The 22,230-nt window shown below is 67.7% G+C and carries 23 protein-coding genes; 8 read left to right on the top strand and 15 right to left on the bottom strand.

The annotated features are described in order from the left end of the window. Positions 1-18: 18 nt before the first annotated feature. The 3 genes from ACSFA2_RS12405 to ACSFA2_RS12395 form a co-directional block, all read right to left on the bottom strand. On the bottom strand, positions 19-996 hold the full coding sequence (locus tag ACSFA2_RS12405; protein ID WP_435455640.1) for an alpha-ketoacid dehydrogenase subunit beta: 978 nt from the start codon (positions 994-996) through the stop codon (positions 19-21). Then, on the bottom strand, positions 987-2,039 hold the full coding sequence (locus ACSFA2_RS12400) for a thiamine pyrophosphate-dependent dehydrogenase E1 component subunit alpha (protein ID WP_435455885.1): 1,053 nt from the start codon (positions 2,037-2,039) through the stop codon (positions 987-989). Before ACSFA2_RS12400 ends, ACSFA2_RS12405 begins: the two co-directional genes overlap by 10 nt. A gap of 202 nt (positions 2,040-2,241) precedes the next feature. Next, positions 2,242-3,219: a tripartite tricarboxylate transporter substrate-binding protein gene (locus ACSFA2_RS12395; RefSeq protein WP_435455639.1), complete on the bottom strand. Its 978-nt coding sequence runs from the start codon at positions 3,217-3,219 to the stop codon at positions 2,242-2,244. A gap of 190 nt (positions 3,220-3,409) precedes the next feature. Between ACSFA2_RS12395 and ACSFA2_RS12390 the strand changes: the two genes are divergently transcribed. After that, positions 3,410-4,405 carry an SDR family oxidoreductase gene (locus ACSFA2_RS12390; protein ID WP_435455638.1) on the top strand — a complete coding sequence of 332 codons (996 nt, stop codon included), beginning with the start codon at positions 3,410-3,412 and terminating at the stop codon, positions 4,403-4,405. A 1-nt stretch (position 4,406) separates the two neighbouring features. Here ACSFA2_RS12390 and ACSFA2_RS12385 read toward each other — a convergent pair whose 3' ends face one another. After that, positions 4,407-5,750: a cytosine deaminase gene (locus ACSFA2_RS12385; RefSeq protein WP_435455637.1), complete on the bottom strand. Its 1,344-nt coding sequence runs from the start codon at positions 5,748-5,750 to the stop codon at positions 4,407-4,409. Between the two features lie 89 nt (positions 5,751-5,839). Between ACSFA2_RS12385 and ACSFA2_RS12380 the strand changes: the two genes are divergently transcribed. Next, a complete protein-coding gene (locus tag ACSFA2_RS12380) occupies positions 5,840-7,111 on the top strand; it encodes a glycosyltransferase (RefSeq protein WP_435455636.1) in 1,272 nt (423 codons plus the stop codon). On the opposite strand, the gene ACSFA2_RS12375 is transcribed toward ACSFA2_RS12380, so the two are convergent. Continuing rightward, entirely contained in the window at positions 7,032-7,952 is a 921-nt protein-coding gene (locus ACSFA2_RS12375; protein ID WP_435455635.1) for a LysR family transcriptional regulator, read from the bottom strand. The genes ACSFA2_RS12380 and ACSFA2_RS12375 overlap by 80 nt on opposite strands. 102 nt (positions 7,953-8,054) lie before the next feature. Here ACSFA2_RS12375 and ACSFA2_RS12370 point away from each other — a divergent pair, with 102 nt between their 5' ends. Continuing rightward, the gene (locus tag ACSFA2_RS12370) at positions 8,055-8,684 is read left to right on the top strand and encodes a pyridoxamine 5'-phosphate oxidase family protein (RefSeq protein WP_435455634.1); all 630 of its coding nucleotides are present in this window, start codon (positions 8,055-8,057) and stop codon (positions 8,682-8,684) included. Between the two features lie 3 nt (positions 8,685-8,687). Here ACSFA2_RS12370 and map read toward each other — a convergent pair whose 3' ends face one another. Together map and ACSFA2_RS12360 are read right to left on the bottom strand one after the other, a co-directional pair. Further along, positions 8,688-9,479 (bottom strand): type I methionyl aminopeptidase, encoded by a 792-nt coding sequence (gene map / locus ACSFA2_RS12365; RefSeq protein ID WP_435455633.1) that lies wholly within the window; start codon positions 9,477-9,479, stop codon positions 8,688-8,690. Beyond that, positions 9,479-9,733 carry a ParD-like family protein gene (locus ACSFA2_RS12360; protein WP_435455632.1) on the bottom strand — a complete coding sequence of 85 codons (255 nt, stop codon included), beginning with the start codon at positions 9,731-9,733 and terminating at the stop codon, positions 9,479-9,481. Before ACSFA2_RS12360 ends, map begins: the two co-directional genes overlap by 1 nt. Before the next feature lie 228 nt (positions 9,734-9,961). Here ACSFA2_RS12360 and ACSFA2_RS12355 point away from each other — a divergent pair, with 228 nt between their 5' ends. Then, positions 9,962-10,354 (top strand): VOC family protein, encoded by a 393-nt coding sequence (locus ACSFA2_RS12355; RefSeq protein WP_435455631.1) that lies wholly within the window; start codon positions 9,962-9,964, stop codon positions 10,352-10,354. A gap of 65 nt (positions 10,355-10,419) precedes the next feature. Here ACSFA2_RS12355 and ACSFA2_RS12350 read toward each other — a convergent pair whose 3' ends face one another. The 8 genes from ACSFA2_RS12350 to ACSFA2_RS12315 form a co-directional block, all read right to left on the bottom strand. After that, positions 10,420-11,013, bottom strand: coding sequence for a GNAT family N-acetyltransferase (locus ACSFA2_RS12350; RefSeq protein ID WP_435455630.1), 594 nt, complete (start codon positions 11,011-11,013; stop codon positions 10,420-10,422). Positions 11,014-11,060: 47 nt separating this feature from the next. After that, entirely contained in the window at positions 11,061-12,305 is a 1,245-nt protein-coding gene (locus tag ACSFA2_RS12345) for a phenylacetate--CoA ligase family protein (RefSeq protein ID WP_435455629.1), read from the bottom strand. Then, positions 12,302-13,114: an ABC transporter ATP-binding protein gene (locus ACSFA2_RS12340; protein WP_435455628.1), complete on the bottom strand. Its 813-nt coding sequence runs from the start codon at positions 13,112-13,114 to the stop codon at positions 12,302-12,304. The genes ACSFA2_RS12345 and ACSFA2_RS12340 overlap by 4 nt, the downstream gene beginning before the upstream one ends. 84 nt (positions 13,115-13,198) lie before the next feature. Next, entirely contained in the window at positions 13,199-14,515 is a 1,317-nt protein-coding gene (locus tag ACSFA2_RS12335) for an ABC transporter substrate-binding protein (protein ID WP_435455627.1), read from the bottom strand. A 55-nt stretch (positions 14,516-14,570) separates the two neighbouring features. Continuing rightward, entirely contained in the window at positions 14,571-15,635 is a 1,065-nt protein-coding gene (locus tag ACSFA2_RS12330; protein ID WP_435455626.1) for a branched-chain amino acid ABC transporter permease, read from the bottom strand. Between the two features lie 13 nt (positions 15,636-15,648). After that, complete coding sequence (locus ACSFA2_RS12325; protein ID WP_435455625.1) at positions 15,649-16,578, bottom strand: branched-chain amino acid ABC transporter permease; 930 nt, start codon at positions 16,576-16,578, stop codon at positions 15,649-15,651. 2 nt (positions 16,579-16,580) lie between these two features. After that, complete coding sequence (locus tag ACSFA2_RS12320; RefSeq protein ID WP_140840838.1) at positions 16,581-17,378, bottom strand: ABC transporter ATP-binding protein; 798 nt, start codon at positions 17,376-17,378, stop codon at positions 16,581-16,583. After that, positions 17,375-19,354, bottom strand: a complete 1,980-nt coding sequence (locus tag ACSFA2_RS12315) for an AMP-dependent synthetase/ligase (protein ID WP_435455624.1) — start codon at positions 19,352-19,354, stop codon at positions 17,375-17,377. Before ACSFA2_RS12315 ends, ACSFA2_RS12320 begins: the two co-directional genes overlap by 4 nt. A gap of 85 nt (positions 19,355-19,439) precedes the next feature. Here ACSFA2_RS12315 and ACSFA2_RS12310 point away from each other — a divergent pair, with 85 nt between their 5' ends. From ACSFA2_RS12310 to ACSFA2_RS12295, 4 genes are all read left to right on the top strand, one after another. After that, positions 19,440-20,207: a Crp/Fnr family transcriptional regulator gene (locus ACSFA2_RS12310; RefSeq protein ID WP_435455623.1), complete on the top strand. Its 768-nt coding sequence runs from the start codon at positions 19,440-19,442 to the stop codon at positions 20,205-20,207. Continuing rightward, a complete protein-coding gene (locus tag ACSFA2_RS12305; RefSeq protein ID WP_435455622.1) occupies positions 20,204-20,980 on the top strand; it encodes an SDR family NAD(P)-dependent oxidoreductase in 777 nt (258 codons plus the stop codon). The genes ACSFA2_RS12310 and ACSFA2_RS12305 overlap by 4 nt, the downstream gene beginning before the upstream one ends. A gap of 9 nt (positions 20,981-20,989) precedes the next feature. Continuing rightward, the gene (locus tag ACSFA2_RS12300; protein WP_435455621.1) at positions 20,990-21,247 is read left to right on the top strand and encodes a hypothetical protein; all 258 of its coding nucleotides are present in this window, start codon (positions 20,990-20,992) and stop codon (positions 21,245-21,247) included. Positions 21,248-21,449: 202 nt separating this feature from the next. Next, complete coding sequence (locus ACSFA2_RS12295; protein ID WP_435455620.1) at positions 21,450-22,226, top strand: MipA/OmpV family protein; 777 nt, start codon at positions 21,450-21,452, stop codon at positions 22,224-22,226. Positions 22,227-22,230: the final 4 nt, after the last annotated feature.

Below are 22,230 nucleotides of genomic sequence, written 5' to 3'. Positions count from 1 at the left end.
GCCGCGATGCCGATAACCTCAGTCGACCAGCCGGCGCGCCGCCGCCGAGATCGCCTCGGCGCCGACGCGCGACTGCGCCTCCAGCACCGCCGCGTAGCCGACCGGAATGCGCGGTGCGCCGAGCCGTGCGATGCGACAGCCGGTGGCCTCGGCCGCCGCCGCGGCGATCTCGGCGCCGAAGCCGGCCGCCTGTACCGCCTCGTGCACCACCAGCAGGCGCTGCGTCCGGCCGCAGGATTCGAGCACCGTCTCGCGGTCCCACGGCCACAGCGTGCGCAGGTCGATCAGGTCGACGGCGATGCCCTGGTCCGCCAGGGCGTCGCAGGCCTCGGCGCAGGCGTGCACCTGCTTGCCCCAGCTCACCAGCGTCAGCGCGTTGCCTTCGCGCAGTCGTGCGGCCTGTCCCAGCGGGACCGCGACGCTCTCGTCGACCGGCCCGCGCAGGCCCCACAGCGCCTTGTGCTCGATGTAGACCACCGGGTCGCCGCACTGCATCGCCGCGCGCAACAGGCTGTGGTTGTCCTGCGGCGTCGACGGGCTCACCACCACCAGCCCCGGCATGTGCGCGAACCAGGCCTCGAGCGACTGCGAATGCTGCGCCGCCGAGGCGTCCCAGATGCCGCCCGGCATGCGCGCGACCAGCGGCACGCGGCCCTGGCCGCCGAACATGAAGCGGTTCTTGGCGGCCTGGTTGACCAGCTCGTCCATGCCGCACAGCGCGAAGTCGACCACGCGCATCTCGACCACCGGACGCAGGCCGGCCAGTGCCATGCCGACGCCGGCGCCCATGATCGCCGCCTCGCTGATCGGCGTGTCGATCACGCGCTGGTCGCCAAAGCGCTGCTGCAGGCCCTTGTACTGGCCGAAGATGCCGCCGCGGCCGACGTCCTCACCGATCACCACCACGTTCGGGTCGGCTTCCATCTCGCGCTGCACCGCCAGCGCGGCGGCTTCGGCATAGCTCATCTCGATGGCCCGGTGGTCGTTCAGCGCCATTGGCCGGCTCCGGTGGTCTGCACGTCGGTGAAGGCGGCCGCGGCGTCGGGCCACGGCGCGGCACCAGCCGCGGCCAGCGCGGCCTCGACCTCCGCATGCGCATCGGCGTCGGTGGCATCGAGGGTTGCGGACGCGATGCCCGCGCGCAGGCAGGCGGCACGCGCCCGGGCGATCGGGTCGGTGTCCAGCGCCGCGGCCAGCTCGGTCGGGTTGCGGTAGGCCGCGGGGTCGACCGACACGTGGCCTTTCACCCGATAGGTCAGCGCGTGCAGCAGGCGCGGACCGCTGCCGCTGCGCACCGTGTCCACCAGTCGCGCCGCGGCGGCGTGCACCGCAAACACGTCGTTGCCGTCGACCTGCGTCGCGGCGATGCCGAGCGCCTCGGCGCGCGCCGAGGCGCCGTCGCCGGCCGTCATCGGCCCGCTCGCCGTGGTGGCGCTCCAGCGGTTGTCCTCGCAGACGAAGAGCACCGGCAGGCCATACACCTGCGCCCAGTTGAGCGATTCGAGAAAGGGCCCGCGGTTGATGGCACCGTCGCCGAAGAAGCACACGGTGATGGCGTCCTGATCAACGGGGCCCCCTGGCGCCGGCTCGCCGGCGCCGCCCCCCGAGGGGGGCAAGGCGGCTCGGGAGCGGCCCAGCGCCGCCTTCTGAAGTTTCTGCGCATGCGCCGCACCGACGGCGATCGGCAGGCCGGCCGCCACCACGCCGTTGGCGCCCAGCATGCCGACCGAGAAATCGGCGATGTGCATCGAGCCGCCCTTGCCGCCGTTGAAGCCGGTCGCCTTGCCGAAGAGCTCGGCCATCATGCGGCCCAGGTCGGCGCCCTTGGCCAGCGTATGGCCATGGCCGCGATGCGTCGAGGTGAGGTAGTCGGCCGGCTTGAGGTGGACGCACACGCCGGCGGGCACGGCCTCCTGCCCGGTCGACAGGTGCAGCGGGCCGCGCACCCGCACGCTGCCGGTGGCCTGCTGGCCGTACGCGCTGACGCCGCCCTGGCTGGCGATCTCGGCGGCGTTCTCGAAGGCGCGGATGCGCGCCATGGTGCGGTAGAGCGCGAGCGCGCGCCCAGGGTCGGGAAAGTGCGAATCCAATGGGGCTCCGGCGCACGCGAGGCGCATGCTTTTCGTGGCCGGAATCGTAGACGGCGCACCCCGGACGGTCTGCGCGGAGTAACCCGGAACGCGGGCGAAAAAAAGCCGCCGGGCCCGAAGGCGCGGCGGCTCGTTGCGACGGCGCTTGCGATCAGTCCGCGTACGCGCCTGCGGCCTTGATGACCGGGCCGAAGCGCGCGACTTCGGACATCACGAACTTCTTGTGCTCGGCCGGCTCGACGCGGTTGTCGGTCACCACGACCGCGCCCAGGCCTTCTTCCTTCTTGATGAATTCCGGGTCCTTCAGCGCGACCTTCAGGGCGTCGTTCAGCTTCTTGAGCACCGGCGCAGGCGTGCCCTTGGGCGCATACAGGCCGTGCCAGATCGTCACCTGGAAGCCCTTGAGGCCCGACTCGTCGGCCGTGGGGATGTCCTTGAGCGCCGGGGTGGTCAGGCGCTTGAGCGTGGTCACGGCGTAGGGCTTGACCTTCTTGGCCTCGATCTGGCTCGTGGTGTTGGTGGTCTGGTCGCACAGCAGGTCGATCTGGCCGCCCAGCAGGTCGGCGATGGCCGGCGCGGTGCCCTTGTACGGCACGGTGGTCATCTCGGTCTTGAGCTCGTTCTGGAACAGCAGGCCGCACAGATGCGAGGCCGAGCCGATGCCGGCATTGCCCAGGTTGACCTTGCCCGGGTTCTTGCCGATCCACTCGCGCATTTCCTTGAAGTTCTTCGCTTCGAGCTGCGGCTTGCCGATGATGGTCATGGGCACGTCGTTGATCATGCCCAGGTACTCGAAGTCGGTCTCGTAGTTGTAGGGCAGCTTGCGGTACAGCACCGGGGTCGTGGCCATGCCGACGTGCGTGAGCAGCAGGGTGTAGCCGTCGTTCTTGGCGCGGGCCACCTTGGCGTTGCCGATGGTGCTGCCGGCGCCGGCCGTGTTGTCGATCACCACGCTGACACCGTCGAGCGGCTTGCGCAGCGCTTCGGCCAGGTCGCGCGCCACCCGGTCGGTCGGGCCGCCGGCTGCGAAGGGCACCACGATCGTGATGGGCTTGCCGCCCGGGAAGTCCTGGGCCAGGGCGCCCGTGGCAATCGCGGCGAGTGCGGTCAGGGCGAGCAATTTCTTCATGGTGCAAACACTCCGGAGGGTCGAAAGGGCGCGATCTTATCGGCTGAACACACGCTGACGAATCCCGAAAAGCCCTTGGTCGACGGGCATTTGTGCCCATTTCGCCGGTTGCGCGCGGCATTGGACGACAGCACGGCACACGCGGTGGCAGAAGCATCGTTTTTTCCTTTTCCAGTCCAGGAGTCGCCGCATGGCCCGCACCCCCGCCTCGAAGACAAGCACCCGTTCGCTCGTCGACACCCACCGCGCCATTCAGCGCAGCCAGGACGCACGGGACCGCGCTGCACCCGCGTCGCGCAAGAAGACCAAGGCCGTGCAGGCCGGCGCTCGCGTGCAGCCCGAAACGCTGACCGGCCAGAAGCTGGCCAAGCCCGGCCGGGAGAAGGACATGACGCTGCGGCCGCGCTACACGGCGCCCGGCTACCAGGGCAGCGGCAAGCTCGCCGGCATGAGCGCCCTCGTGACCGGCGGCGACTCGGGCATCGGCCGTGCCGTGGCGGTGCTGTTCGCACGCGAGGGCGCCGACGTGGCGATCGTCTTCCTGAGCGCGGAGAAGGCCGACGCCGAGGAAACCCAGGCTGCCATCGAGGCGGAGGGCCGGCGCTGCCTGCTGATCGCCGGCGACGTGCGCAAGTCCGCCTTCTGCCAGCGCGCGGTCGAGCGCACCGTCAAGGCCTTCGGCCGGCTCGACGTGCTGGTGAACAACGCGGCCTTCCAGATGCATGCCGATGCGCTGGAAGACATCAGCGACGAACGCATGGACCTCACCCTGCAGACCAATATCGGCGGCTACATGCGCATGGCGCGGGCGGCCTTGCCGCACATGAAGAACGGCGCGTCGATCATCAACACGGGCTCGCGCACCGGCCTGCAGGGCAGCAAGAACCTCATCGACTACTCCGCCACCAAGGGCGCGATCCATGCCTTCACCAAGGCGCTGGCGCTGAACGTGATCGACCGCGGCATCCGTGTGAACGCGGTGGCACCGGGGCCGGTGTGGACGCCGCTCAACCCCGCCGACAAGAAGGCGGCGGACGTGCGGAAGTTCGGCAAGGAAACCGACTTCAAGCGCGTGGCGCAGCCCGAGGAGCTGTCGCCGGCGTATGTGTTCCTTGCCTCGCCGGTGTGCGCGGGCTACATCACCGGCATCGTGCTGCCGGTGACGGGCAGCGTCTCGGCCATCTGACTCATACCGCCATCAGCGCGTCGAGCTCGCGGTAATCGGGCAGCGTGGTGTCGATGGCGCGCCCTGCGCGGATCACGGTGCGGTCGAACTGCGTGCGGGCCAGCATCTCCGAATAGCTGCGCGCCTTGAGCACCAGCAAGTCGGCCGGCCCGCCGACCTTGAGCGTGCCGCGCTCGAGGCCCATGATGGCCGCCGGCGTTTCGGTCGCGGCACGGATCCAGTCGCCCAGCGGATGGTCCAGGTGCAGGATCTTCACGGCCTGCGTGAAGGTGTCGAGCATGTCGTGGTCGCCGTAGGCATAGAACGGGTCGCGGCAGTTGTCGCCGGCCACCGCCACGCGCAGGCCGCGCGACTTCATCTCGTGCAGCACCGTCACGCCGCGCCAGCGCGGGGTGCGCGCTTCGGGGCTGCGGTCCTGCAGGTACATGTTGACGGTGGGCAGACTCACGATGTCGATGCCGGCTTCCTGGCAGGCCGCGATCGTCTCGTCGATGAAGTCGTCGGTCTGCAGTGCCAGCGAGGTGACGTGGCCGCACAGGATGCGGCCCTTGAATTTCTGCGCGATGGCCGTGCGCGCGACGCGAATCAGCGCGCGCGCCGCCGGGTCGGTCGACTCGTCGACATGCAGGTCGAGGTCGAGCCCGCGCTCCGCTGCGAGCTGGAACACGCGCACCAGCGCCTCGTCCAGGTCGGGCGGCATGGTGTCGGCGGGGTAGGTCATCGACTTGGTGACGCAGCCCAGCCGCCCGCCGCTCGCGGCCACGATGTCGGCCAGTTGCCGGCCCTCGTCGGTCAGAAAGATGTTGAGCGGCGCGATGGAGGAAGCCTGCAGCTCGATGCGCCCGGCCCAGCGCTCGCGCATCTCGCGAAATACCGGGAACGAGATCGATGCCTGCGGCGCCAGCGAGTCGAGGTGCGTGCGGATCGCGACCACGCCCTTGGCGTAGGCGGTGCGCAGGCCGAAGTCCATGCGGCGACGCACGTCTTCGGCATGCCAGCGGGCCGTGCGGTCGCGCGCGGTCGCCGCACCGGCGCCGGCTCCGTCGCCGGTCGGGTTGGGCTGGCGCGGCCAGATGTGGCCCTTGTCGAGGTGGGTGTGCACGTCGACCATGCCGGGCAGCACCATCGAGGCGTCGAGGTCAGGGCCGCTGTCCGCGCCGAAGGTGCCCGCCGGTGCGATGGTGTCGATGCGGCCGTGCGCAATGCGCAGGTCGACGGCGGCCAGGTCGCCATCGCTGCGCGGCTCGACCACGGGCAGATCGGCCTTGAGCAGGCAGCGCGGGGCGCGCACGTTGCGCAGTACATAGGCGTCTTGCGCGGGCGGCTGGAAGAAGGAATGGGTCATGGGAAAAGTATGGCCGAAGGCGCTCGGTGCTGCCCGTCTTCGGATGAGCGGGCGGGTAGGATCGCGCTCCGCCGCTCGCACGCCACGCCTTGATGCCCTCCCTCGACCCTGACCCGCTGTTTCCCGTCCCGCTTTCGCCATTGGCCTTCCGCCGCTTCCCGCGCACGCTGCGGCGATGGACGGCCGGACTGCTCGCGCACCGGCTCGGCCAACCGCTCAAGCGCTGGCGTCTGGGGCTCGCCAACTGGCGCGCGTCGGAGCCCTACCGCCGCGATCCGGCGACGCTCTTGCTGGCCGAAGACCAGGGCTGCGTGGTGGCCGTCGGGGATTTCGGCGGCAAGACCGGGCTGTCTCGGGCCGCGCACTACGAAGCCATGCGGCTGCAGCGTCGCCATCCCGGCCTGGTCCTGCTCAGTTTGTCGCCGCAGCCTGCCGGCATGCCTGCAGTCGGTGGCCATGATCTGGGCACGGTGTCACGCCTCTATCTGCTGTGCCAGCCGAATCGCTATCGGCGTGCGCTCCGGCTGTTCAGCCCCGAGCAGCTCGCCGGGGCTCACCGCACCGGCCTTTGGGCCTGGGAGAACGAGGTCTTCCCGCGTGCCTGGCGCTTTGCGCTGCGCATCGTCGACGAGGTCTGGACGCCCTCTGCCTTTTCGCAGGCCGCGATCCGCAGCGCCTCGGCGTTGCCCGTGGTCGTGGTGCCGCACCACGTCACGGTCGACCTCTCGGTGTCGGCGGCCGACCGCGCCGCGTTCGATGTGCCCGCCACCGCGTTCCTTGGCATCGCGATCATGGACATCAAGATGTGTCCGGAACGCAAGAACCCCTGGGCCCACGTCGAGGCTTGGCAGAAGGCCTTCGGCGACAGCGCCGAGCATGTGCTGCTGATCAAGATGCGCTGCTCGTCTGCGACGCGGGTGGTCGAGCATGAGCTGCGCGAGATGATCGGCGCGGCCGGCAACATCCGCCTGGTGCAGCAGGACTTCTCCGATGCCGAGCAGGTCGCGTTCCAACGGATGGCCGACGTCTATCTGTCGTTGCACCGCGCCGAGGCCTACGGCCTGAACATCCGCGAATTTCTCGAGATGGGCACGCCGGTGGTCGCCACGCACTGGTCGGCCAACACCGAGTACGGCCCGGACTTCGCGAGCTACCACGGCGTGCGCGCCGGCCTGGTGCGCTACCGCGACTGGATGGGCCACTACCCCGACGCCAATTTTTCCTGGGCCGATGCTGACACCGACCATGCCGCGCGGCTGCTGCGCGAAGTAGCCGACGCCCTCACGCGGAGGGCAACTGGCCGTCCTCGATCGCCTGTCGCAGGCGAGGCGCCGCGACATCGAGAAACCGGCGCATCTTGAGCGGCATCTGCCCGCGCGAGACATGCACGAGGTGGACAGGCGCAGGCTCCGGTTCGTAGGCTTCCAGAACGATCCGAAGCGCGCCGCGCGCGATGGCGTCGACGGCCTGGTAGTGCAACAGACGCGTCACGCCGACGGACAGGCTCGCTGCATCGGCCGCCGCCTCCGTCGTCGTCACGGCCAGACGGGGGCGGATGGGTACATCGATGGCCGCTCCCGTGCGCGGGTGTCGGAAGCGCCAGGACGGCGAGGGCAGGGGCGTGTCGACCGCCACGCACGCGAAGCCAAGCAGATCGGCCGGCGCCTTCGGCACGCCGTGCGCCGCGAGCAGCGCCGGGCTGGCACAGGTCACCATCCGCATCGTGCCGATGGCGGTCGCCACCATCGAACTGTCCGGCAGCTGGCCGATGCGCACGGCCATGTCGATGTGGTCGCCGACCAGGTTCACCTGGCGGTCGGACAGGGTGAGGCGAACGTCGATCGCGGGGAAGGCCGCCAGGAATTCGGCCACGATGGGCAGCACGTGGAGGCGGCCGAACATGATGGGCGCGGTCACGACCAGTTCGCCCTTGGGCTCGGTGAATTCACCGGCGGCCGTGCGCTCGGCATCCTCGACCTGTTCGAGGATGCGGCGGGCCGCGGCGACGTAGGCCACGCCGGCATCGGTCAGCGTGAGCTTGCGCGTGGTGCGGATCAGCAACCGCGCACCCAGCCGCGCCTCGAGCTCCGAAATCTTGCGGCTGAGCGTGGCCAGCGGGACCCGCAACCCACGCGCCGCCGCTGACAGGCTGCCCGTCTCGGTGACCGACACCAGCATCGACATGGCCTCCAGGCGGTCCATCGATCATCCTTCCGAAATTCGGTAGAGAGTTTCTTGAAACTGGTGGATTATCCAATTAGATGGAAGAGTGCACCATCAAGCCTTCACCGATTGGAGGTTGGCATGGCATACGGTTTCATGGACATCGCATCGACACCCAGCGTGCAGGCGGCGCAAGCGTCGATGGGCGCCGAGCACCTGTGGCAGGACTTCAAGGGACACCGCGACTTCGACCGCTTCACCGAGAACGAGGCCGCCTTCATCGCCGAGCGCGACAGCTTCTACCTGGCCACGGTGTCGGAAACGGGATGGCCCTACGTTCAGCACCGCGGCGGGCCGCGCGGCTTTCTCAAAATGGTCGACGACCGGACGCTGGCCTTCGCCGACTACCGCGGCAACCGCCAGTACATCAGCACGGGCAACCTCGCGGCCACCGACCGCGCGAGCTTGTTCCTGATGGACTATGCCCATCGCGCGCGCCTGAAGATCTACGCGCACATCGAAGCCGTGGCGCTGGACGCCGACCCTGCCCTCACCGAGCTGGTCACGGTGCCGGGCTACAAAGCCAAGCTCGAGCGCATCTTTCGCGTGCGGCTGGAGGCCTTCGACTGGAACTGCCCGCAGCACATCACGCCGCGCTTCACGCAGGAGCAGGTCACCGAGGCGGTTCGCCCACTCCGCGAAAGGCTGGAGGCCCTGCAAGCGGAGGTCGATGCGCTGCGTGCGCGGCCCCAAGGCCAGGAGGCCCGTTGAGCGTCAGACCGGCGCGTACGCACCCGTGCCGCCCGGCCACGGCGTCAGCACCTCATAGCCCTCGGGCGTGACCGCGACCATGTGCTCCCACTGCGCGGAGAGGGAGCGGTCCTTGGTCACGACCGTCCACCCATCCGGCAATTGACGGGTCTCGCGCTGGCCCGCGTTGAGCATCGGCTCGATGGTGAAAACCATCCCCGCCTCGAGCCGGAGGCCTTCCCCGCGCCGCCCGTAGTGCAGCACCTGCGGCTCGTCGTGGTAGATCTGCCCGATGCCGTGCCCACAGTATTCGCGCACCACGCTGAAGTCTTCGCGTTGCGCGACCGACTGGATGGCATGGCCCACATCGCCCAGCGTCGCGCCGGGCTTCACCTGCCGAATGGCGGCCAGCAGGGCTTCGTAGGTCGTCTCCACCAGACGCCGCGCCAGGGTGCTGGGCTCGCCGACGAAGTACATGCGGCTGGTGTCGCCGAACCAGCCATCCTTCATGACCGCGACATCGATGTTGACGATGTCACCCTTCTTCAGGATCTTGGTCGCAGACGGGATGCCGTGGCACACCACCTGGTTGACGGAGGTAAGGATGGTCTTGGGATAACCGTGGTATCCCACGTTGGCCGGAATGGCGCCTTGCACATTCACGATGTGGTCATGGCAGATCCGGTCGAGCGTCTCCGTGCTCACGCCCGGCACGACGTGGGGCGCGATCATGCCGAGGACTTCCGCGGCAAGCTGGCCGGCCCGCCGCGCCATCTCCAGTTGCTCGGCGGATTGGATGGGCACGCCGTGCGCCATCAGTGCTTTCTCGTCACGGCCGCGCGGGCTTTGCCCGGCTGGGGCGTGGCCGCCATGGTGATGTCCAGCCCCCCCGCGAGTTCAGCCCGTATCAACAGCTGACAGATCTCGCGGTGGTCCAGTTCCGGATGCATCTCGGTCAGCATGCCGACCCGCATCCAGTGCTCCGCCTGCGCATTGATCGACCGGCTGAGGGCATTCCCCGCGACGCGCAGGTTCTCGTGCATCAGGTCTGAAATCTTGACGATACCCATCGAAGGCCTTTGTATGAAACGTATATGAAGTATATGCGTTTCATGTGGCCGTTAGCCTCCGGGTCGTTGGCGGTCAGCTCTGCTACAAATGCGAGCTTCCTTCTGCGGAAGTAACGCTGGGACCTGGGTGACGGTGAGGCGGCTGAGTGACTTACCGCGTTCTGGGCCTGGTCGATCGCCAAACATCGCAGTCCATCAACTTAGTTTCAGCAGCAAGAGAGTGTGGAGATGACTACACGACCAAAGCCAAGCGTCGTCATATTTGCCAAGAGCGTTCCGAGGCTCGCCAACTTTTATCAGGCGGTCGCAGAGATGACGGTGGTTCACCAGGACAAAGACCACATCGTGCTCGATCAAGAGGGCTTTCAAGTGGTCATTCACGGCATTCCGAAAGCGATCTCCGCTCAGATCCATATCGCCGAGCCGCCACAGGTTCGCGAGGAGACCCCCATCAAGGTATGTCTGCCGGTCGCGGGCATCGGACAGGCACGCGAGAAAGCCGCGGAACTCGGGGGAAACGTCAAACCAAAAGGCAAAGAGTGGGAGGCTCGCGGTTTCAGAGCCTGTGATGGATACGACCCCGAGGGCAATGTCTTTCAGGTCCGAGAGCGCGCGGCCTGACCACGGCGATGGAGCGTAGACGGCGCTGACTGCTTGCGGATGGCGCCCAGCGCTGTCCAACGGTCTCAGGGCTTGCTGTCCAGTTCTGCCCAACGGTCCCGCGGCAGCCGGTACAGCACCTGGTGTCGCAGCGGATTCTCGATGGGCACCAGGGGATGGTCGAAATCATCCGCCGCATCGCTCGACATGCCGAGCTTCTCCATCACGCGGCGCGAGCTCGTGTTCGCGGGCACTGTGTTGGCCACAATCTCCTGAAGTCCGAGGTGCTCGAAGCCGAAATCGATGGCGCTCTTCGCGGCCTCGGGGGCCAGTCCCCGGCCCCAGAACCGGCGAACGATTCGCCACCCGACTTCGACCGCCGGCGCGAAGTGCGCCTCGTAGCCGACCCGCAGCAGGCCCGCCGCACCGATGAACTCGCCGGTCTCCTTCCATTCGAGCGCCCAGAAGCAGAAGCCATGCGTCTCGAGATGCGCTTGCTGGCGATCGATCCAGGCATCGGCAGCCGATGGCGAAGCGAAGGGCAGCAGATGCTTCATGACCTCTGGATCTGCGGACAGGGTGGCGAACGGCGTGCGGTCGCGCTCCAGCCATGGGCGCAGGATCAGGCGTGCCGTCTCCCGCGGCGTTGAGCTCTCTGGTGCGACATCGTTCGTTGGCATGCCGCGATTCTTACGCGCCAGCACGTTCATGCTGCCCGGCGTCGCGCCTACTTGTAGCTGCGCGCGTCCTCGATCACCTTGCCGTCGTTGGGCAGCATGCCCGGCGTCAGCAGTTCGACTGCGCAGCGCAGTTTGGTCAGCTCTCGCACCGCGTCGGCGATGCGCGGCGCAAGGCCCTCCTGCGCGGCGGCTTCCACCTTCAGCGTCATGCGGTCTTCGGCCATCTCGCCTTCCACCACCAGGCGAGCACGCACGATCTCTGGGAAGCGCTTGACCACGTTGGCGACCTGGCCCGGGTGCACGAACATGCCGCGCACCTTGGTCGTCTGATCGGCGCGGCCCATCCAGCCCTTGATGCGGGTATTGGTGCGGCCCGTGGGGCAGGGGCCCGGCAGCACCGCCGACAGGTCGCCGGTGCCGAAGCGCACCAGCGGGTAGTCGCGGTTGAAGGTGGTCACGACCACTTCACCGACCTCGCCGTCGGGGACCGGGTCGCCGGTGCCGGGGCGCACGATCTCCAGCAGCACGCCCTCGTCGAGCACCAGCCCTTCGCGCGCGCTGGTTTCGTAGGCGATCAGGCCCAGGTCGGCGGTGGCGTAGCACTGCTTGCCGTCGATGCCGCGCTCGGCCAACCAGTCGCGCAGGCTCGGCGGGAAGGCTTCGCCCGACAGCAGCGCGCGGGTCAGGCTGGGGAGTGGCAGGTTCGACGCCGCGGCCTTCTCCAGCAGGATGCGCAGGAAGCTCGGCGTGCCGATGTAGCCATCGGGCCGCAGCTCGACCATGGCGTCGAGTTGTTGCTCCGTTTGCCCGGTGCCGCCGGGGAACACGGTGCAGCCCAACGCGTGCGCACCGCTTTCCAGAATCGCGCCGGCCGGCGTCATGTGGTAGCTGAAGCTGTTGTGCAGCAGGTCGCCGCTGCGAAAGCCCGCGGCGTACAACGCGCGTGCCGTGCGCCAGTAGTCGCGGCTTGCGCCCTCAGGCTCGTAGATGGTGCCGGGGCTGGCGAACACGCGCAGCATCGCCGGGCCGCGCACCGTGGCGCTGAAGCCGCCGAAGGGATCGCTCGCGCGCTGCTGCTTCTGGCGCTCCAGCAGTTCCGACTTGCGCGTGACCGGCAGACGCGCGAGCGCCTCGCGGTTGGTGACAGCGGCGCAATCGATGCCCGAGAGGATCTCGGCGAAGGCCGGCGCTGCCGTCTGCGCATGCACCAATTGCTTGGGCAGCGCTGCCAGCAGATCGGCCTCGCGCTCGGCCGGGTCGCGCACTTCGAGTCGGTCGTAGAAGTCGCTCATGCCAACCACCGTTTCCTGCGCTTGTAGCTCTTCACGTCCTTGAAGCTCTTTCGGTCGCCACCGCCGACACCCAGGTAGAACTCCTTGACATCCTCGTTCTCGCGCAGGCTCTTCGCTTCGCCGTCCATCACGATGCGGCCGTTCTCGAGGATGTAGCCGTAGTCCGCGAAGCGCAGCGCCATGTTGGTGTTCTGCTCGGCCAGCAGAAAGGTCACGCGCTCTTTCTCGTTGAGGTCCTTCACGATGGCGAAGACCTCCTCGACGATCTGCGGCGCCAGGCCCATCGACGGCTCGTCGAGCAGCACCATCGTCGGGTTGGCCATCAGCGCGCGGCCGATGGCGCACATCTGCTGCTCGCCGCCCGAGGTGTAGGCCGCCTGCGAGGTGCGCCGCGTCTTCAGCCGCGGGAAATAGGCGTAGACCTTCTCCAGCGTCTGGGCCACCGCGGCCTTGCCGTCGGTGCGTGTGTAGGCGCCGGTCAGCAGGTTGTCCTCGATGGAGAGGTGCGCAAAGCAGTGGCGGCCTTCCATCACCTGCACCAGGCCGCGTTGCACCAGCGCCGAGGGCGTGAGCGCCTCGATGCGTTCGCCGCGCAGCTCGATCGTGCCCTTGGTCACCGCGCCACGTTCGCCCGCGAGCAGGTTGCTCACGGCGCGCAGCGTGGTGGTCTTGCCCGCGCCGTTGCCGCCGAGCAGCGCCACGATGCCGCCTTCGGGCACTGTCAGCGACACGCCCTTGAGCACCAGGATCACGTGGTTGTAGATGACCTCGATGCCGTTGACGTTGAGAAGGATGTTGGGTTCGCTCATGGTGGTGTCCGAAGCATGCGAAAGGCGCCGATGCGGCGAGCCTTTCGCATGCCGGCTCTCGCGAGCCGGCACGCAAGAGGCCGATCAGCAGGTCCGCGGCTTGATGTTCTTGTCCTTCGCGTACTTGGCCGCGTACTCCTTCACCAGCGGGTCGATGAAGCTCTTGTCGGACTGGTACCAGTCGGGCTTGATCTCCCACTTGCTGCCGTCCCACTGGACGATGCGCGCCCAGTCATCACCCATGTGGTTGGCGCACGAGGTCTTCACCGGCCGCATGATCTCGCCGAAGCCCAGTGCCTTGAGCTTGTCGGCCGTGAGGTTCAGGTTCTCGAAGCCCCAGCGCACCTGCTCGGGCGTGAGCGACTTGCCCTTGCCGTACTTCTCCTGCGCGGCGCGGATGGCTTCCACCTGCAGCATCGAAATCATCATGCCGCGGGTGTGGGCCAGCGAGCCGATGCTGTCGGCCGGTCCTGTCCCCTGGCCCTTGTCGTACACGGCCTTCTTGAGCTCGTCGTGCACCTTGTCCTTGGCCGCACTGTTGTGGATGGTGATCGCGTTGTAGCCCTTGGCGCCGGCGCCGATGTCCTTCACGTCGTGGTCGGAGCCGGCCCACCACACCGCATAGATCTTCTCGCGCGGGTAGCCGCTGGCCTGGGCCTCGCGGATGCCGGCGGGCGTCATCACGCCGGCCGACCAGAACAGCACGTAGTCGGGCTTCTGCTGGCGGATCTGCAGCCACACCGATTTCTGCTCCACGCCGGGCGGCGTGACCGGGAACAGCGCCAGCTCGAAGCCCTGCGCGGCGGCCCGCTTCTGCAGCAGCGCGATCGGTTCCTTGCCGTAGGGCGAGTCGTGGTAGACCAGCGCGATCTTCTTGCCCTTGAGGTTGCCTTTTTCCTTCTTCCCGATGTCCTGCATCATCACGTCGGCCGCGGTCCAGTAGGTGCCCAACAGCGGGAAGTTCCACTCGAACACCGTGCCGTCGGCCGATTGCGAGAGGCCGTAGCCGGTCGTCTCCACCGGGATCTTGTCGACGATGGCCTTGTCGCTCACCGCGAAGGTCACGCCGGTCGATTGCGTGTCGAAGCCCGAGGCGCCCGTGCCCTTGCCCTTCAGGCGTTCGTAGCACTCCACCCCCTTGGCCGCGTCGTACGCGAATTCGCATTCCTCGAAGGTCAGCTTCACGCCGTTGACGCCGCCGTCGCGCGCGTTCACCAGCTTCAGGTAGTCCTGCTTGCCGTCGGCCCAGGGGATGCCCAGCGGCGCGAACTGACCGGTGCGGTAGACCAAGAGCGGCACGAACTGCTCGGCCGGCTGGGCCTGCGCGAGCGTGCCTGCGACGACCATCGAAAGCCCCGCAGCGGCGAGCGCCGCGGTGCGTGCGAGATTCCTGAATTGCATGGCTTGTCTCCTTGTAATGAGCACGGTGTGTGCGGGAACGGAAATCAATGGGGGATCAGTGTGGGAAGGGCCAGAGCCGCAGCTTCTGCCGCGCGGTCGACCACAGCCGCGCCAGGCCGTGCGGCTCGACGATCAGGAAGAACACGATCAGCGCGCCGAAGATCATGTGTTCCAGGTGCGACGCCGTCGCCGTCGAGATCGGCAGACCGAGCCAGTGCGGCACGTAGTTCAGCAAGAGCGGCAGCAGCACGATGAACGCCGCGCCGAAGAAGCAGCCGGCGATCGACCCCAGCCCGCCGATGATGATCATGAACAGCAGCTGAAACGACTTCTCGATGCCGAAGGCCGCCGGCTCCCACGCACCGAGGTGCACGAAGCCCCACAGCGCACCGGCCACGCCGACGATGAAGCTGCTGACCGCGAAGGCCGTCAGCTTGGCGTAGACCGGCCGGATGCCGATGACGGCGGCCGCCACGTCCATGTCGCGCATCGCCATCCATTCGCGGCCGATGGCGCCGCGCACCAGGTTCTTCGCGAGCATGCCGAACACCACCACGAAGCACAGGCACAGCAGGTACTTCTGCACCGGGGTACTGAACTCATAGCCCAGCATCTGCAACGAGCGCACGCCCACCGAGCCCGAAGGCGAGTCGTTGGTCACCCACTTCACGCGGTTGGTAAACCAGTCGATGAAGAACTGCGCGGCCAGCGTCGCCACCGCCAGGTACAGCCCGCGGATGCGCAGGCTCGGAATGCCGAAGACAACACCCAACGCCATCGCCGCCACCCCGCCGCCGAGGATCGACAGCACCAGCGGCATGCCGTCGATGCGCACCTGCAGGTTGTAGGCCGCGTAGGCACCCACGGCCATGAAGGCGCCAGTGCCCAGCGAGATCTGGCCGCAGTAGCCCACCAGGACGTTGAGGCCGATGGCTGCCAGCGCGAGGATGAGGAAGGGAATGAGCACCGCGCGGAAGGCGTAGTCGCTCACGAGCATCGGCACCGCGACGAAGCAGATCGCCGCCAGCGCCAGCATGGCCCAGCGGTCCTGCGCGATCGGGAACAGCGCCAGGTCCGCGCGGTAGCTGCTCTTGAATTGACCGTTTTCTCTGTAGAACATGGTGTCGGTTGCTTCAGACGCGGTCGATGATCTTGTCGCCGAACAGTCCTTGTGGACGAATCAGCAGCACGGCGAGTGCGAGCACGTAGGCGAACCAGTTCTCGATGCCGCCGCCCACATACGGGCCGAGGTAGATCTCGGAGAGCTTCTCTCCCACGCCGATGATCAGACCGCCCAGGATCGCGCCCGGCACCGAGGTGAGCCCGCCAAGGATCACGACAGGGAAGGCCTTCAGCGCCACCAGCGAGATCGAGTACTGCACGCCCAGCTTGCTGCCCCAGATGATCCCGGCCACCAGTGCGACGAGCCCGCCCACCGACCACACGATGACCCAGATGCGCCCGAGCGGGATGCCGATCGATTGCGCCGCCTGGTGGTCGTCGGCCACCGCACGGAGCGCGCGGCCGGTGCGGGTCTTCTGGAAGAAGAGGGTGAGCAGCGCGACCAGCGCCGCCGCAGCGACCGCGGCGTACAGGTCTTCCTTGTTGAGCAGCAGGCCACCTTCGAACACGTTCTCCAGCACCAGCATCGGGTCTTTCGGCATGCCGATGTCGATCTTGTAGGTGGCGCTGCCGAAGATCAGCTGGCCGCCGCCGTCGAGCACGTTGGCGATGCCCAGCGTCGCCATCAAGAGCGTGATGCCTTCCTGGTTGACCAGTCGCCGCAGCGCGAAGCGCTCGACCGCCCAGGCCACCACCACCATGCACAGCGCGGCCGCGATGAAGCCGAGCACGTTCGCCAGCAGCTTGTTGTCGAAATGGAACCACTGCGGGAACCATTCCGAGAAGCGCGCCATGGCCAGCGCGGCGAACAGCACCATCGCGCCCTGCGCGAAGTTGAAGACGCCGGAAGCCTTGAAGATCAGCACGAAGCCGAGCGCGACCAGCGCGTACAGCATGCCGACCATCAGGCCGCCGAACAGGGTTTCGAGGAAAAAGCCCATGGTCAATGTTCCACGCCCAGGTATGCCCGGATCACGTCTTCGTTGTTGCGGACTTCATCGGGCGTGCCGTCGCCGATCTTCTTGCCGTAGTCGAGCACCACCACGCGGTCGGAGATGTCCATCACCACGCCCATGTCGTGCTCGATCAGGACGATGGTCGTGCCGAACTCGTCGTTCACGTCGAGGATGAAGCGACTCATGTCCTGCTTTTCTTCCACGTTCATGCCGGCCATCGGCTCGTCGAGCAGCAGCACCTGCGGCTCCATCGCCAGCGCGCGGCCGAGGTCGACGCGCTTCTGCAGGCCGTAGGGCAGCTGGCCCACCGGCGTCTTGCGAAAGGCCTGGATCTCGAGGAAGTCGATGATGCGTTCGACGAACTCGCGCTGCTGCAACTCCTCGCGTTCTGCCGAGCCCCAGCCGAAGGGATTGCGGAAAGCTTGCGCGAGCAGGCCGCTCTTCATCTGCAGGTTGCGGCCCGTCATGATGTTGTCGAGCGCGCTCATGCCCTTGAAGAGCGCGAGGTTCTGGAACGTTCGCGCCACGCCCATCTGCGCCACTTGGCGAGAGTTCATGTGCTTGAAGACCTGGCCGCGGAAGGTGATGGAGCCCTGCTGCGGCTGGTACACGCCATTGATGCAGTTGAGCATCGAGCTCTTGCCCGCGCCGTTCGGGCCGATGATGGCGCGCACCTCGTGCTCGCGCACGTCGAAGCTGATGTCCGTCAGCGCTTTCACGCCGCCAAAGCTCAGGCTGATGTTCTGGACGTCGAGGATGACGTCGCCGGTTTTTCGATCGCTCATGCAGCGGCCTTCACTTCGGGATAACGCTTCGCATCGACGATCGGCAGCGTCGCGCTGACCGAGCCGGTGCGGCCGTCCTCGAACTTCACCTGCGTCTCGATGAACTGCGCGGCCTTGCCGTCGTACAGTGCATCGACCAGCACCGCGTATTTCTGCGCGACGAAGCCGCGCCGCACCTTGCGCGTGCGGGTCATCTCGTCGTCGTCGGGGTCGAGCTCCTTGTGCAGCACCAGGAAGCGGGCGATCTGCGTGTCGGCCATGCCGGTCTCGGCGGCCAGGTCGGCATTCACCTTCTGCACGCAGTCCGCGATCAGCGTCAGCACCTCGGGCTTGCCCGCCAGGTCGACATAGCCGCCGTAAGCCAGGCCGCGCCGCTCGGCCCAGTTGCCGACCGCTTCGTAGTCGATGTTGATGAAGGCGCAGACCTGGTCGCGCGCATCGCCGAAGCACACGGCTTCCTTGATCTGCGGGAAGAACTTCAGCTTGTTCTCGATGTAGTTGGGCGCGAACATCGCGCCGCCGTGCAGGCGGCCGACGTCCTTGGCGCGGTCGATGATGCGCAGGTGGCCTTCGCTGTCGAGCACGCCGGCGTCGCCGGTGTGGAAGTAGCCGTCGGCATCGAGCACCTCGGCCGTGGCGTCGGGGCGCTTGTAGTACTCCTTGAGCACCGACACGCCGCGCACCAGCACCTCGCCGTTGTCGGCGATGCGCAGTTCCATGCCCGGCGCCGCGGTGCCGACCGTCTGCAGCTTGACCTTGCCGTCCTGCTGCAGGCAGACGTAGGCGCAGGTCTCGGTCTGGCCGTAGAACTGCTTGAGGTTGACGCCGATGGAGCGGTAGAAGCGGAACAGGTCCGGCCCGATGGCCGCGCCCGCCGTGTAGGCCACGCGGATGCGGCTCATGCCCAGCACGTTGCGCAGCGGTCCGTAGATGAACAGGTTGCCCAGCGCGTACTTGAAGCGGTCGAGGGCGCCCACCGGCGCGCCGTTCAGGATGTCGGCGCCCACGCGCTGCGCCAGCGCCATGGCCTTCGCATACAGCCAGCGCTTGGGGGCAGCCGCGTCTTCCATGCGGATCGACACGGCGGTCAGCAGCCCCTCGAAGGTGCGCGGCGGGCCGAAGTAGTAGCTCGGGCCGATCTCGCGCATGTCGTTCATCACGGTGGCGGCCGACTCGGGGCAGTTGAGCGTGAAGCCGCCGACCAGCCATTGCGCCACCGAGAACAGGTGGTCGCCCACCCACGCCATCGGCAGGTAGCTCATGATGTTGTCGCCCGGGCCGAGCCTGTCGGTGACCACGCCGCCGTGGCCCGCCGCGATGAAGCTCGCATGCGTCTGGCACACGCCCTTGGGCCGACCGGTGGTGCCGGAGGTGTAGAGGATCACGCCGACATCGGTGCTCACACCGCTGGCCACGGCCGCGTCGTAGAACCCGCGGTTCAGGGCTTCGAAGGCGCGCCCGCGTTCGCGCAGCTGCTCGAAGCTCATCAACCCCGGCTGCGTGTAGTGGCGCAGGCCGCGCGGGTCGTCGTAGATGATGTGGCGGACGGCGTGGGCCTGGCCCTCCGCCTGCTGCAGTTCGCGGCACTCGAGCAGCTTGTCGACCTGCTCCTGGTCTTCGGCAATCACGAACTCGATCGAGGCATCGCCCAGCATGAAGACCATCTCTGCCGCGACCGCGTCCTGGTAGAGCGGCACCGGCACGCCGCGCAGGCTCTGCGCCGCGACCACCGCCATGTACAGGTGCGGCCGGTTGGCGCCGACGATGGCCAGGTTGTCGAAGGGTCTGAAGCCCAGGCTCGCCAGGCCGCAGGCCATCTCGCGCACGGCCTGTGCAGCGTCGGCCCAGGTCCAGGTCTGCCAGATGCCGAGATCTTTTTCGCGCACCGCCGGCGCGTCGGGCTGCTGTGCCGCGTGAGCGAGCAGCAGGCGAGGAAAGGTGTCGGCGGCAGGGGGGACCGGTGTGCGAAGGTTCACGATGGGCGGACTGTAGGCTTCGCTTTGACGCCAAGTTGTCGTTCCAACGACAATCCTAGGGTCACCACTCCCCCGGACTTTCCCGATGGTTCATGCCGATCGCGGGCGCAACGCCATCCGTGACCGTGCCCGCGCCGCGCGGCCGGACGAACTGCGCAACATCCCCTGGCTCGACGCCCTGAGCGCTACCGAGCGCCGCCGCACCGAGGCCGCCCTGGTGGTCGGCGAGGCGGAGCCGGGCGACCTGGTCTGCCGCATCGGCGGCTCGCCGACGTACTGGTTCGGCGTGGTCGAAGGCCTGCTCAAGATGAGCAACGACAACGCCGACGGCACCTCGATGACCTACAGCGGCCTGCCGCCCGGCGGTTGGTTCGGCGAGGGCACGGCGATGAAGCGCGAGCCCTACCGCTACAACATCCAGGCGCTGCGCCGCAGTGTGGTGGCCGGTCTGCCGATCGACGACTTCCACTGGCTGCTCGACCATTCCATCGGCTTCAACCGCTTCGTCATGAACCAGCTCAACGAGCGGCTCGGCCAGTTCATCGCCGCGCGCGAGGCCGACCGGCAGAACAACCCCGACGTGCGTGTGGCGCGCAACCTGGCGGCGTTGTTCAACCCGGTGCTGTTCCCCGGCGTGGGCGAGCTGCTGCGCATCACGCAGCAGGAGCTGGCCTACCTGATCGGCCTGTCGCGCCAGCGCGTGAACGAGGCGCTGCGCACGCTCGAGGCACAAGGCATGATCCAGGTCGAGTACGGCGGCCTGCGCGTGCTCGACCTCGCGGCCCTGCGCAGCAGCGCGATCACACCGAATTCCACTTCCTCCTCCTCTCTCCCTCAGGACAAAACGCAATGAGCACGTCGCACAGCACCACGCATCTCACCCTCCTCACCGGCGCCTCCCGCGGCATGGGCCGTGCCATGGCCGAGCAACTGCTCGACGCCGGCCACACGCTCGTGTGCATCTCGCGCAAGACCGACGACGCACTGGCCGACAAAGCCAAGGCCGGCGGTGCCACGCTGCTGCAGTGGTCTTTCGACCTGGCCGCACCCGAAGCCGCCGCCGAGCGCGTCGGCGCCTGGCTGAAGGAGCAGGACGCACCGGCCTTCGACAGCGTCACGCTGATCAACAACGCCGGCACGGTCGGCCGCCTGGGCCCGCTCGAGAAGGCCGACGCCACCGACCTCGTGCAGTCGCTGCGCATCGGCCTCGAAGCGCCGCTGCTGCTGACGGCCGCCTTCCTGCGCGCCACGGCCGACTGGCGCGGCGTGCGCAAGGTGCTGAACATCTCGTCGGGCCTGGGCCGCAACGCGATGGCCAGCCAGGCCCCGTACTGCGCCGCCAAGGCCGGCATGGACCACTTCTCGCGCGCCGTCGCGCTGGAAGAGGCGCTGCGCTCCAACGGCGCGAAGATCGTCTCGCTCGCGCCCGGTGTGATCGACACCGACATGCAGATCGCCATGCGCGGCACCGATGCGGCGCTGTTCCCCGACCGCGGCCGCTTCGAGAAGCTCAAGGCCGACGGCCTGCTCGATTCGCCCGCGACGGCCGCCGGCAAGGTGCTGGCCTACCTCGCGCGCGCGGACTTCGGCAGCAAGCCGACCGCCGACGTGCGCGACCCCGCCTGAGCGCGCGCCATGGCCACCGCCCAAGCCATCAGCACGGGGGAGTACAAGCTCTTTCCCAACCCGCGCAACCTGCACCGGGTGGTGTTCGCACACCAGGTGTTCGTGCCCTACCCGTACATGTTCATCGAGATGGAGAGCTACTACCTGAAGGGCCGCTACAGCCTGTTCGCGGCCCATCGGATCGCGGACAACAAGGCTGGCCAGCTCGCCACCTTCGAGGACGCGGCCGACGAGGCCAAGTTCAAGGCGAAGTTCGTCCCGGACTGAAAGGCGGCGGCCGGTAAGTCGGGGGTAAGACGGCCCGCCCGAGCATGCCGGTTTGAGTTCCGGAGCCTTGCATGTTCGCGTTGATGTGGTGTGCCCTTCGTTCCCCCGTGCGCCATCCCGGCGCGACCGGAAAGCCCGGTAAGGCGTCAGTAAGTCCGGCGCCGCGACCATGCGGCCCTCTGTCATTTCCCCTGGATATTCCATGCCCTTGCCATCCCTGCGCCGCTGCGCACCCCTTGCCTTGTCGCTGTGCACCCTCTCTGTGTCTTTCGCGGTCGCTGCCCAGGAATGGAAACCCGGAACCCCCGGTGTCTGGGGACTCGGTATCGGCGCTGGCGTCGAGCGCCTGCCCTACACCGGCATCGACAACAACAAGCGGCTGCTGCCACTGCTGACCTACGACAGCGAGTACTTCCGTCTCTCGGGTCTGACCGCCGACTGGAAATTCGCCAAGACCGAGCAGTTCACCTTCGCGCTGCGCGGCAAGTACGCGCTTGCCGATGGCTACAAGGCCGACGACGCGCCCATCCTCTACGGCATGGACGAGCGCAAGGCCGGCTTCTGGGTCGGCGGCGCCGCCACCTGGAACGCCGACTTCGCCAAGCTGTCGCTCGAGGTGCTGGGCGACGTGTCGGGCAACAGCAAGGGCACGCAGGCCCGGCTGGGCATCGAGCGCAGCTTCACGGCCGGCCGCTTCGTCTTCACGCCGCGCGCGTCGGTGCTGTGGGCCGATAAGAAGTACGTCAACTACTACTACGGCGTGACCGGCGCCGAAGCCACGGCGTCGCGCGCCGCGTACGACGGCAAGTCGACGGTCAATTTCCAGGCCGGCCTGCGCACGGCGTACGTGCTCGACGCGCACCAGTCGCTCTTCCTCGACCTCAGTGCCACGACGCTGGGCAAGGAGATCAAGGACAGCCCGCTGGTCGACAAGAAGACCGTTCCGGCCGTCGCCATCGGCTATCTTTACCGCTTCTGAAGCC

This window comes from Variovorax cryoconiti (assembly GCF_051216395.1).
Taxonomy (GTDB): Bacteria; Pseudomonadota; Gammaproteobacteria; order Burkholderiales; family Burkholderiaceae_C; genus Variovorax.
Note: the sequence above shows the minus strand (reverse complement) of the source record. Positions and strands in the feature narration are given on the sequence as shown.

Bases quoted from the DNA above. Each gene is read 5' to 3' on its own strand.
- ACSFA2_RS12340 (WP_435455628.1), bottom strand. From the start codon at position 13,114: ATGAGCGAACCCAACATCCTTCTCAACGTCAACGGCATCGAGGTCATC.
- ACSFA2_RS12405 (WP_435455640.1), bottom strand. From the start codon at position 996: ATGGCGCTGAACGACCACCGGGCCATCGAGATGAGCTATGCCGAAGCC.
- ACSFA2_RS12370 (WP_435455634.1), top strand. From the start codon at position 8,055: ATGGCATACGGTTTCATGGACATCGCATCGACACCCAGCGTGCAGGCG.
- ACSFA2_RS12395 (WP_435455639.1), bottom strand. From the start codon at position 3,219: ATGAAGAAATTGCTCGCCCTGACCGCACTCGCCGCGATTGCCACGGGC.
- ACSFA2_RS12390 (WP_435455638.1), top strand. From the start codon at position 3,410: ATGGCCCGCACCCCCGCCTCGAAGACAAGCACCCGTTCGCTCGTCGAC.
- ACSFA2_RS12345 (WP_435455629.1), bottom strand. From the start codon at position 12,305: ATGAGCGACTTCTACGACCGACTCGAAGTGCGCGACCCGGCCGAGCGC.
- ACSFA2_RS12400 (WP_435455885.1), bottom strand. From the start codon at position 2,039: ATGGCGCGCATCCGCGCCTTCGAGAACGCCGCCGAGATCGCCAGCCAG.
- ACSFA2_RS12335 (WP_435455627.1), bottom strand. From the start codon at position 14,515: ATGCAATTCAGGAATCTCGCACGCACCGCGGCGCTCGCCGCTGCGGGG.
- ACSFA2_RS12310 (WP_435455623.1), top strand. From the start codon at position 19,440: ATGGTTCATGCCGATCGCGGGCGCAACGCCATCCGTGACCGTGCCCGC.
- ACSFA2_RS12295 (WP_435455620.1), top strand. From the start codon at position 21,450: ATGCCCTTGCCATCCCTGCGCCGCTGCGCACCCCTTGCCTTGTCGCTG.
- ACSFA2_RS12320 (WP_140840838.1), bottom strand. From the start codon at position 17,378: ATGAGCGATCGAAAAACCGGCGACGTCATCCTCGACGTCCAGAACATC.
- ACSFA2_RS12300 (WP_435455621.1), top strand. From the start codon at position 20,990: ATGGCCACCGCCCAAGCCATCAGCACGGGGGAGTACAAGCTCTTTCCC.
- ACSFA2_RS12385 (WP_435455637.1), bottom strand. From the start codon at position 5,750: ATGACCCATTCCTTCTTCCAGCCGCCCGCGCAAGACGCCTATGTACTG.
- ACSFA2_RS12375 (WP_435455635.1), bottom strand. From the start codon at position 7,952: ATGGACCGCCTGGAGGCCATGTCGATGCTGGTGTCGGTCACCGAGACG.
- ACSFA2_RS12350 (WP_435455630.1), bottom strand. From the start codon at position 11,013: ATGCCAACGAACGATGTCGCACCAGAGAGCTCAACGCCGCGGGAGACG.
- ACSFA2_RS12355 (WP_435455631.1), top strand. From the start codon at position 9,962: ATGACTACACGACCAAAGCCAAGCGTCGTCATATTTGCCAAGAGCGTT.
- map (WP_435455633.1), bottom strand. From the start codon at position 9,479: ATGGCGCACGGCGTGCCCATCCAATCCGCCGAGCAACTGGAGATGGCG.
- ACSFA2_RS12360 (WP_435455632.1), bottom strand. From the start codon at position 9,733: ATGGGTATCGTCAAGATTTCAGACCTGATGCACGAGAACCTGCGCGTC.
- ACSFA2_RS12305 (WP_435455622.1), top strand. From the start codon at position 20,204: ATGAGCACGTCGCACAGCACCACGCATCTCACCCTCCTCACCGGCGCC.
- ACSFA2_RS12325 (WP_435455625.1), bottom strand. From the start codon at position 16,578: ATGGGCTTTTTCCTCGAAACCCTGTTCGGCGGCCTGATGGTCGGCATG.
- ACSFA2_RS12330 (WP_435455626.1), bottom strand. From the start codon at position 15,635: ATGTTCTACAGAGAAAACGGTCAATTCAAGAGCAGCTACCGCGCGGAC.